The sequence below is a fragment of the Egbenema bharatensis FJBBOT/2019 genome, assembly GCF_048077055.1.
Lineage (GTDB): Bacteria > Cyanobacteriota > Cyanobacteriia > Elainellales > Elainellaceae > Egbenema > Egbenema bharatensis.
Map to the genome: position 1 here is coordinate 89,843 of NZ_CP182236.1, position 10,849 is coordinate 100,691.

The window sequence follows — 10,849 nt, forward strand, 5'->3', positions numbered from 1 at the left end:
CAAGGCAATGGGAGGCAGAACCGATCGAGCCATAGCCTTGCTAATCTTCTTCCTGGTGGGGCTGATGGTGTCCTGCCTGGTGATGTTTGTATCGTGGGAAGGTGCGATCGCCCGTGACATTGCTTCAGAACCTGACCTTCCGATCACGACTGTGGAATCTGAAGGACAGTACGCCCGTGTTCCCGATTGGTCACAGATTACATTCAGTTCTTTACCACCCATTCTCACCGCAGGTTCCTTTGTCGCTCCGCCAGAAGTCAATCAAGTATTGGGCTATGACCTCTCTCGCACTTGGCAAGCAGGCGATACGGCAGACACGTACTTGAAGCTGGGGGACTTTCAAACCAGCCTCTACCTACAACTGTTCAATCTATCTACCCTGGCTCAAATGACGAATCTTGACCTCTCTCAGATTGCATTGGGTGCATTGGAGATGGCCGCATGGCAAACGATCGATGATTTAGTGACAGCGATTCCAGGGTTGGGAAATTACAGAGTGATGGATGTGGCTCCGATTGCCGCGCTCCTGCGTGACCAATTTCCTGGCACGCCCAGTTGGAATCCTGATGCGATTGGTACAAACTCCACGATTGCCGAAGTCTTGAGTGCCAATCCTGATCTGGGACAATTAAGCCTGGGTGAGTTAGAGAATTTGAATGAATTTGCCCTCACCGATATTCCTGACTTCACCAATGTCCCACTCCAAAATCTCGATGCTTGGGGCAATAGCACGATCGCTGGTGTACCTGGGCTAGCCAATATTCCCTTTGACCAGATGCCGAATCCCGTGGAAGTGTTCGGGCTGATTGGTATTGTCGATGTCGTTTATGGCTCCGCAGAAACCGATCGCCACAACACGATCTCTGGCAGTCAACAAGTCGGCTTCAGTGCAGCGTGTCAAACCAATTGTGGCTACGCTGAGCTGGCAGGCCCGCTCTACGGCAAGCAGTGGATTTCGGGTAAGTATCAGGAAGTGGAAGGAGGCTTTGGTGCGTTGAAAGCGGTGAATGGAGGCAGAGAACCGACTGGGCGACATCCGTTTGGCAATGCCTTTAAAGTCGTGGTCTGGGATACGGACGAGTCTACAGGGACAATTACCACTGCCTTATTCTTTCGCGTTTGTTACCGAGGTGTTCCAGATCTCGGATGCACTCCCTATTTTCTTGGCCCTGTACCGTTCCTCAGCCACCGCGAAAAGGAACCGATTTTTGTGGGACTATTAGACGCGCTGGGAGGAGCATCGAATCCGGCTCCTATCCCAGCCGGAGTGCTGGAGAAAGCCAGGGAGTGGGGGATTCCAGAATCGGCGCTAACAGGAGGAGATGGTAGATTCCTCGGCAATGGGTCGCTCTGCGGCGAAGGTTCAGGTGGAGTAGATTTTGAGTCTTTAGCAGCCGCCTTCTCCAGCATTGAGGGCAACTACAGCTCGGTGGGCAGCTTTGTCTGTGATGGTGACGGTCACTGTGGTCGAGGCTTAGGACGCTACCAATACATGAGCTATCGATCGGATGTGCGGCAGATGATTAGCCAGAGGGACGGAGGCGCAGCGTTTCTAGCAAGAGTGGATTCTGGAGCGACTGTCAGTGAAGCGGAAGTGGAACGGTTTTTCTCCCAATCCGATCAGGACAATTTATTCAAAGGAGATCAAACCCGCAACATCAATCAGGCAATCGGAGAAGGGTTTTCAGGCGGACGATTGATTGAACGAGTGGGACAAATTCACTTTGGCGGGGCGGGTGCGCCGATTGATGGGAGTACGTCTGACATTCATGGGCGGTTGACGCTCAAAACCTATGGGGAAGAGCTGAGATCCCAGTATGAAGGAGCAGTACAAACGAAAGGGAATTCCTCCTGTGGTAGAGCAACGGGGGAACTCACTACCCCAGTTGCTGGTGCTCCTGTCACCAGTGAATATGGCTGGCGGATTCACCCAATTTACGGTGATGAACGATTCCACACAGGAATTGACCTCGGTGCCGCGAGTGGAACTCCCGTGCAAGCTGCTGATGGCGGAACGGTCGTGTTTGCCAATATCAGTGGCTCGATGACCTCTGGCTATGGTCAACTGGTCATCATCGACCACGGCAATGGGCGTGAAACGTGGTATGCCCACCTAAACAATATGAATGTTCAAGAAGGACAACAGGTTGCACCAGGGGATGTTCTGGGAAGCGTGGGGAGTAGCGGGGGCAGCACCGGACCGCATTTGCACTTTGAGGTACGAGAAAACGGTGAACCTGTTGATCCGCGTCAATATATCAACTTTTGAGGAGAAGCGATCGCCATGAACCTGAACACCATTCAACACCTTATCCTAAGCACAATATTGGGCATTGTCTTGCTATCGAATCCAAAAACCCAGGGTACCTTAGCTCAGAATTCAAACATTACCTCAAACTCTAAGGTTCCAATCCAGCAACTGAGCGCAGACGCAACTCTTGCTCAGGCTCAGGCTGAAGTGGAGTCAACGATTCCGGAAACGCTCTACCCTTGCCTACCCCGTTCCGTCGATCGAGCAGAACAGCTAGGTCAAGTGCAACAGGAACAAGAAACCTTCTATTTACTCGGTGTCTTTGAGAACGATCGCTACTGGGAGTTGCTAGCCCAAACGGATGAAGCAGGTTGCTTGCTGATCAAGGGACAGCAAGACACGGAATCATTGAGTGCTTACATTCCCCTGGAACTTGCCCAACAACTTGCCCTCCAGCGCTATCAGCGACGCATTGAAGAAGCAGGTGGACTACAAGCTTTTCAGCAAGGGTTTACCGAGTACATGATGCAACAACCGGGAGGAGAACTTATTTATCTGGCTCCTGAGAACGTGTGGGCGTTACAACAACTTGGAGTCGAAATTCCAGAAGGGTCTTACGAAATCCGGAGACCCAATACCGCTCCCAATTTTGAACGCCTTCCTGAACCTCGTTCTCGTCATTCTCAATGAACTAGGGCTATGAACTTCTCTATCTCCAGACAAAAGCTAAAACTATTGGCGATCGCTGCGATCGGACTCGTCCCCCTCTTATTTACCTTGTCATTCATTGGGGTAGTGGGAGATCGGGCTTCAGCCGATGCTGAGCACTGGCATAAAGTTGCCCAAAATGCCCCGGACGGGCTCATGGCACAGGTGGTAACAGATCACCTCAATCCAGAGTTGCCCGTCGATACAGGACGGATGAAGATTCTGACCCTTCAACTACCTGGGCAGAGCCAACCGCTTTATCTGATTGATTCTCGGATTACTAATCTAGCTGAATATCCTCACGCGAATCCGCTTTGTGGTGCATTTGGATGTGCTTTCTTTGGCTACATCCCAGCGAGTGGAGAAGGATTTCGAGAAGTTTGGACTACATACCTGAACGTCAATTTACCACCAGAGGTGACATTATTTGAATCATCCGTTGAACTGCGAAATAAACTTCCAGTGCTGAAAACCAATCAGATGCAGGGCGATCGCATTGAACAGTTGCACTGGTCGTTTAACGGTCAAGAGTACGAAATCACAAAGACGTTGTTAACTCCTCAAACCTATGAGTAGTAATAGTCAAGTATCTGAAACTAGAATGGTTCAGAACGTGACTGAGCCAATTCAAACGATAGTCCGATCCATGATGGATTCGGGCATGGGAGTCGTATTGCTGGGGATGCTTCTGCTCATGGTCGGTGCAACGCTATTTAGTCCCAAGAAAGGCAAGATGACGACTGGACGATTTGGAGGACGCGCAGAGCAGTGGAAAGCCGCTGCAATTGCTCGTCAGCAACGCAAACAACGTCAGCCGCATAAAGTCGCACTCAAAGCTGGCAATGTGCATATTCCTCACGCTCAGCAGAGTGTGACCGTGACGGGAGCACCCGATTCTGGCAAAACCTTCAGCATCATTGACCCCGCCATTCGCTCAGCGATCGTCCAAGGTTTCCCCATCCTCGTCTACGACTTCAAAGGCAGCCAGCTTGAAGCTCATGCGGCTTGGGCAGCTGCTCAGGGTTACGAAGTGGCGGTTTTTGCACCCGGACAGCCCTATACCGGAGTCTGCAATCCGCTTGATTTTCTCGCTGATGAGACAGACTCGCTGATGGCAGCTCAACTGGCTCAAGTGCTGCAAAAAAACACACAGCGTGAGGGAGCGTACCGGGATAACGATTTCTTCACCAGTGCAGGCACCAACCTAGTCGAGGCCGTGATGTTACTGGCAAAGCTAACGCCCTATCCAGATTTATTGATGGCAAGCAAGATTCTGAACCTGACTGACCTTCCATCTCGCATTCGTGCTACTGGAGCGCAGGGAAGAATTCCATCTTGGACAATGGAGAGCTTCAGCCAATTATTAGCTTCCGAAGGCGCAGAAAAGCAAATTGCAGGAATTATTGCGACGGCTCAACGCACCTTCAAAACCTTTATTGGCAAACAACTCGTTTCTAGCTTCTGCGGCACAACCACGATTCCCCTGGATCTCATCGGTAAGCAACTCTTGTTTTTGCAGGTGGACATTCAGAAGCGGGATACCGTTAGTCCGCTCCTGGCAGCTGTGCTGCACCTCATTGTGACCCGCAACTTTGTTCGACCTCGCAAAATCCCATTGATTGTTGCTCTCGATGAGTTACCAACTCTCTATCTGCCAGAATTGCCAAAGTGGATTAATGAGTTTCGGTCTTACGGATTTGTCGCATTGTTGGGTTATCAAAACTTTGCTCAGTTGCAACATATGTATGGGCGAGAGTTATCGAGAGTCTTATTTGCCGCCTGTGGTACGAAGGTCTTCTTCAATCCCAAAGACCGAGAAACTGCCAATGAGTTTTCTGGCTACCTCGGTGAAAAGGATGTCAAGCTATACACTCGTTCCCGCAGTCATGGCAGGTATGGCGGCAGCAGTTACTCGGAACAATACCAAAAGATGCCGCTGCTTACACCAGACCAGATTCTGAAGCTAGACCAAGGCGAGTGCGTGTTCATCAATCCAGCTTACAAAGGCGGACATGAATCCTCCATTCCCTTGCGGCTCAGAGTCAAGATTGTTCAAAAAGACGTACAGATTCAAAACCGCAGTGCTGAACTATGGCAAAGCAAAGTACGCGATCGCCTTATACAAAGAATGGCAGAACGACACACCATCATTGATTTAGATCAAGAAAACGAAATCCGTCGAGAAATGGCAGAACGGCTATTTCCACTACCTGTTGATGAGTCTAACTCTAGTTCTGGACAAGTTCAGGATATTAATGCTGACATCACTGAGGATGAGTACGATGAAATGTTTCGACTTCAGGAGGACTATCTATGAACACCATGTCAATCCAAGAGCCAACACTTCCAAACCCATTCGAGTGGGGACTGTCCCTTCATGCAGCCGTAATTCTTTCCAGGGAGCCAGAGATATTGGCAGATCTGGAACGAGCCCGGCTTTTACCTCCTTTACCTCCGGGTTACATTCCTACCATTGTAGAAGTGCTATTCGATGATGTGCCTTATATCCGCGCGGAGAACGGAGTGATCTCGTATATACGAGATTGTCATCCAGAATATCAACCGTTATTTATTGAATATCGCTTTGATGATGAAATTGCTGTATTCCAAGTGGGTGGAGAGTATGTGATCAACCGCATAGCAGGAATGGCGATCGCCCTGGCTGCTCAAGGATTCTTGCACTAGGAGGAAGTAAAAATGTCGTTAACAATCAACCCCGCAGATGCCCAAGCGATTCAAGAAGACGAAGCTCAATTACTGTCTGCCATTATCCAAGCGACACGAGGCGCAGTCGCCTTTCTCAATCAACCGCAGACTTCGACTCCTGAACCCGCAGAAACCATCCGCATCCAAATGGGACGACGGTTGGTGTATGGACAGATGGCTAATGGTCAATTTCGCAACGAACTCGATGCCAACACAATGCGAACGATTTTCGACGCAATTCAACGTCCGGTTAGCGAAGGAGTGGATCTAGCCAAGTACCGAGGCAAGATTCCCGCGATCGAGGTTCGAGATGGCGGCACCATTTTGTTTCGGGAAGAGCGAGATGGAGCGGTTTCTGTCAACGCGATTCAGTTCCAGCTTGAGCAACAGGCAACACCAACGAAAACGGAGGAGCAATCTCAAGCACCACTAAAATCATCTCTAGAACTATCTCCAAAACCATCTCCAGAACCTACACAAGCAACAACTCAAGTCGAAGCTCCGCAAGAATCACCCAAAGTTGATCCGCCCATTGTTCCTGTAGAGCAGGCAACTACTGTGGCACAAACGGCTGATTACTTGCTCAATCCCCTAAGAGAGGAACAACCTATCTATGATGCAGTGTCCGTCAGAGGATATCAAATCAAGCGAGAGGGGAACGACATCACGATTAAGCGGGACGATGAACCGATCTTAGTGACAAGTAATGGCAAGGTCACTGTCAACACCGTGACTCAACAGGACTGGGAAACTTTTCGGGATTTGCAACCCCGATCGACTGTCGCTCCAACCAATCAACAGAATGGAAAACGTCCTCTAGTAGAAGCAGGCGTGCTGAATGGGGACATGATTCAGCATGACATTTTAGATGCTCAACAAAACAAACGCAACGGAATCTGGACAAACACCGTTCCCCTGAACCAGGATAGCCTCACCTATACGGCGGATGTGGTTGATGCGGTCGAAGCCAGGAAAACTCAAATTCAGAGTACATCACCCGGTCAGGACACTGGCTCACTGACGGTGGATGTGGCAGAGGCAACCCAGAATGGTCATACGCTACCTGCGATCGCCATCCTGGAGCGAGAAACCGCCAAGTTGCCCGATGGAGCCACTCGTCAACTGCTGCAAACGACTGCTAAAGACTGGAAACAACAGGTTCAGGGAACACAGCAGGGAGTACGCCAGGGTTTGGGGTGGTTAGCCTCTCGCCTGGAAAACTGGCGACATCAACAAGTGGCCCGTGCCGCACTTGACTTATTCAATCGAGGATATGAACGCACAGGCGAGCGGTCTTACCAAGTTGGAGAGTTCACCGTCAATTTTAGAGGGCAGAATCTTTACACCCTCAAAGACGACAAAGGCGAGCTAATGCGGTTTCAAGCTTTCAAGTCTCCCATTCCTGGAGTCTCTCGTCACACCATTCGGGTGCTATCGGTGAGCGAGCGCTTAGGCAGCTTCCAGAGCAAACAATTGCAAGGGATGCAGCAAAACCGAGCCCTTACACCCCAAGGTGATCTGGATGTGGAAGCGACTTACAATGCCAAGACAAATCGAGTAGAACAAATCGTCACTCATTTCCTCCAGTCGAAAGTTCAAGCGAATGTTTGGGATAAAGAAGGAGGGAAATTCAAACTAGAGATTGGTGAAGCCGGATTCCTTCGGATCACGGACAAGCAAGAAGGACGCGGTGTTGTGTTTCAGCGCAAGGAGGGTAAAGTTTTGTCTAAATTAGGCGCAAGAGATTTTGCTCACTTTGACCGATTGGCGGCAAAAATGCAACCATTGGAACAACAAGCTTCACCGCGACCCCAAGCAGAAACAAAAGGTCGTTCTCGCCAGAAAGCGTCTGGATTGGAATTGGAGTGAGGAGGCGATCATGCGTTTTTTTCTTATCCTGCGGAGTTACGGGTTACTCCTAGTCATTATTTTCTTCATCGGACTCACCCAACCCGAACTCAAGCCCGAAGATCTCGACTCACCTGCAACTGCAAAAGACTTTGTATATCGTGGTGAATTATATGCTGAACAGGGTGAGTATGAAAAGGCGTTAGCTGACTTCAACCAGGCAGAACAACTGCGTCCTCGCGATCGCTTGGGCATCTACCACAGCATCTACCTGAATCAAGCCAAAGCTCTAACTGCGCTTAATCGTCCCGCAGAAGCCATTGAGAAGTATCAGAAAATTAAACAGAGACAACAAGAAGACGAATTAAGCACGACCTATGTTGATCGCAAGATTGCTGAATTGCAAACGAAACTGAAATAGATCTATGAGCTTCAGTATGTAAACACCTTAAATCATCGATTTGAGGTTCATTGTGAATACAAACCACGACCGAGAACGACTCAAGCAGTTGTTTCTCGAACAACTCATTGCAGGAAAAAGTTATGCCCGAATTACAGATGCTCGTGCTGAAGCCGAAAAGGTATTGAACCAAGCAGTTCCTTCTGGCAGTCCGCTGACCAAGTTGGTGGATGAAGCAATGGAAGCAGCCATTGTGCGAGCGGCACACCGACTGGTTGAGCAGTCTGCAACGACTCACCAAGCCTATGACCAATTAGTTCATTTGCTGGAGCAGCAACCCAATCTAGGTGTCCGATCGTCTACCTCTGTGCTTCAGCAGGCATACAGCACGCCGATTCCAATTGCCTATCTTGCCACAATGCTGGCATGCATCCATTCAGAAACAACAGTCTATGAACCGACCGCAGGAAATGGTGCATTGTTGATTGCAGCTAATCCCGCCAAAGTGGTTGCCAATGAAATTAATGGCGATCGCGTTGCAGAACTTACAACACGAGGGTATTACCAACTGACTCAACATGATGCCACGACGTATCGTCCTCAAGAACCGGTTGACTGCGTTATCTGTAATCCACCCTTCAGTTCAGTTCTGGATGATCATCAACGCACCCAACGGTTTCCACTCTATGACACCTGGACAACTCAAATCGATCACGTGATTGCCCTCAATGCGTTGGAGGTTATGAAAGATGATGGTCAAGCCGTATTGATTCTGGGGGGCAAGTTAGGCAGCGACGAAGAACGACGCTCCGATCGCTACAACACCAGGGAGAGCAGAGCTTTCTATTACCTCCTCTACAACCACTACAACGTGACACAGCATTTCTCCATCTGGGGCGATCTCTATCGGAAGCAAGGGGCAGGTTTTCCGATCGATGTCATTGTTATCGCCGGTCGGGGTCAGTCTCAACGAATGCTTCCGGCAGTTGAGGTTCCCAAAATTTATCGTTCATTTGTAGAACTAAAGGAGCAACTTCCCAATGAACCCATTCATAACTCCTTTCTATCAAACTCAAGACACGATTTCAGTCATGACTCGGTACGAGGACTACCCCAGGATTTGGACACCTCCGGTGATGCCCTCCCTATTCGTGGTCAAAGTGCCACTCCCGATCGAAAGCTTGGACGAAACAACCTACAAAACGCTGATGCAGCAACGAGTGAGATGGATGATTCAGCGTTGGATAGTGGAGATTCCCAGCAGCCAGTTGGACACCCAGAGACTGCTGACCTCCAAGCTGGAAGCACTGCATTCTTATCAGGAACATCCAGTTATCGATCAGGACGAGAGCGAAACCGAGCAAGACGCTCTGGGGCGATGGCGGCAGGACTGGGCAATAACATTCATCCTCGACAACGAGATTTTCACTCAGACCATTGGACGACTGGGCGTGAGCTTTCTAGCCACAGTCATGACCGAGAACCATCCAGAGTTTCAGGACTTTCTGGAGTTGCATCAGGCGGTTCACCTGGAGGAGTGGCTCAACGACCTGATCGCTTACGCATAAGGGAGTTCAGTGGAATGGCAACAACTGAAACAACCTTCAATGAGCCATCGGAGATTGAGGTTCAACCCAAGCAAGTGACCTATCAACCGAAAAGTAAGGGAACCTCAACGGGCACCCTTATTCCTTACAACATGGCAAGCGCGGCTCAGTCTGCCTTGGATCGGCTCGAGCAGGAACACGGTGATATTGATACCTATCTCACCTCACGTTTAGGTTATGCCTCTGTGGAGGAATTGCATCGTCACTTCAGTGCAGAACAGGTCGATGCTGCTGCCTTAGCCATCAGCAACATTGAGCGTGGCAAAGGGTTCATTGTTGGCGATCAGACGGGTGTAGGCAAAGGAAGAATTTGTGCCAGCATTTTGCGCTATGCCCAGCAGCAGGGTAAAGCTGCTGTGTTTGTGACTCAGAACAAGACTCTATATGCCGATATGATGCGTGATGTCGTCGATATTGGCATGTACACCTTTCAGCCCTTCATTACCGATACCAAAGCGATCATTCCACTGTCGAATGGGCAGGAATTGAGGACAGGCAATGCGACTCAGCAAGAGCAACTGATGCGAGAGATGATGGTTTCCCAAAACTTAGGCATCTTCTACAATGCTGTGTTTACCACCTACAGCCAACTTCAAACGGTTGGACAAAAAGAACCGCTCCGACGCAACTTCTTGAGGGCGATCGCCCCCAACGCCATCTTGATTCTCGATGAAGCCCATGAAGCAGGAGGGAGTCAAAGTGGGTGGCGCATGGGTGGCGCACCGGATCGCGCTGAATTTGTACGAGAACTGGTAGACCTATCAGCCGGAGTGTTCTACAGTTCTGCCACCTATGCCAAGCGTCCAGACGTGATGGACTTATACGCCCGGCGCACGGATTTACAGTTTGCTGTCAGCAGTATGGCGGCGTTAGAGAACATCCTGGATAAAGGGGGAGTGCCACTTCAGCAAATTGTTGCCAGTAAGTTTGTTGCCTCTGGGCAGATGCTGAGGCGGGAACGATCGTATGAAGGCATCCGCTTTGAAGCGAAAGTTGTACCAGTCGATCGCGAAGTCGCGGATCAATTCTCAGCCGCACTACGAGCCATCAAGGATTTTGACCGGGCAAAGCAACAGGCAATCAAGGAACTGAGTAAACAACTCAAAGCCGAGGCAAAGGCATTTGGGATGGATGGGGCGATCGGAGAGGTGGGCGCAAAGAGTACGTTATTCACCTCGTTGATGCACAACTGCATTGAGCAAGGACTGCTGGCTCAGAAAGCAGAAGCAACGGCACAGGAAGCAATTCAATCTTTGCAACGGGGACAAAAACCTGTGATTGCAGTGGCGAATACAATGGGTAGTTTTATCCAGGCGTATGCAGAAGCCA

7 protein-coding genes and 1 pseudogene are annotated in these 10,849 nt (G+C 49.9%); all 8 read left to right on the forward strand.

All coding sequences use genetic code 11. From position 1 onward, the window contains the following. Positions 1-7 precede the first annotated feature (7 nt). A complete protein-coding gene (locus tag ACM1PF_RS00500; RefSeq protein ID WP_416671450.1) occupies positions 8-2,269 on the forward strand; it encodes a M23 family metallopeptidase in 2,262 nt (753 codons plus the stop codon). A gap of 15 nt (positions 2,270-2,284) precedes the next feature. After that, on the forward strand, positions 2,285-2,941 hold the full coding sequence (locus ACM1PF_RS00505) for a hypothetical protein (protein WP_416671453.1): 657 nt from the start codon (positions 2,285-2,287) through the stop codon (positions 2,939-2,941). Between the two features lie 9 nt (positions 2,942-2,950). After that, positions 2,951-3,535: a hypothetical protein gene (locus tag ACM1PF_RS00510; protein WP_416671456.1), complete on the forward strand. Its 585-nt coding sequence runs from the start codon at positions 2,951-2,953 to the stop codon at positions 3,533-3,535. Positions 3,536-3,560: 25 nt separating this feature from the next. After that, the gene (locus ACM1PF_RS00515) at positions 3,561-5,276 is read left to right on the forward strand and encodes a type IV secretory system conjugative DNA transfer family protein (RefSeq protein WP_416671459.1); all 1,716 of its coding nucleotides are present in this window, start codon (positions 3,561-3,563) and stop codon (positions 5,274-5,276) included. Then, positions 5,273-5,644: a hypothetical protein gene (locus tag ACM1PF_RS00520; RefSeq protein WP_416671461.1), complete on the forward strand. Its 372-nt coding sequence runs from the start codon at positions 5,273-5,275 to the stop codon at positions 5,642-5,644. Before ACM1PF_RS00515 ends, ACM1PF_RS00520 begins: the two co-directional genes overlap by 4 nt. A gap of 12 nt (positions 5,645-5,656) precedes the next feature. Beyond that, positions 5,657-7,534 (forward strand): hypothetical protein, encoded by a 1,878-nt coding sequence (locus tag ACM1PF_RS00525; protein WP_416671463.1) that lies wholly within the window; start codon positions 5,657-5,659, stop codon positions 7,532-7,534. Between the two features lie 10 nt (positions 7,535-7,544). Continuing rightward, the gene (locus ACM1PF_RS00530) at positions 7,545-7,934 is read left to right on the forward strand and encodes a tetratricopeptide repeat protein (protein ID WP_416671465.1); all 390 of its coding nucleotides are present in this window, start codon (positions 7,545-7,547) and stop codon (positions 7,932-7,934) included. A gap of 1,678 nt (positions 7,935-9,612) precedes the next feature. Further along, positions 9,613-10,485: pseudogene (locus ACM1PF_RS00535) on the forward strand (strawberry notch-like NTP hydrolase domain-containing protein); the annotation flags it as partial. Between the last annotated feature and the right edge of the window lie 364 nt (positions 10,486-10,849).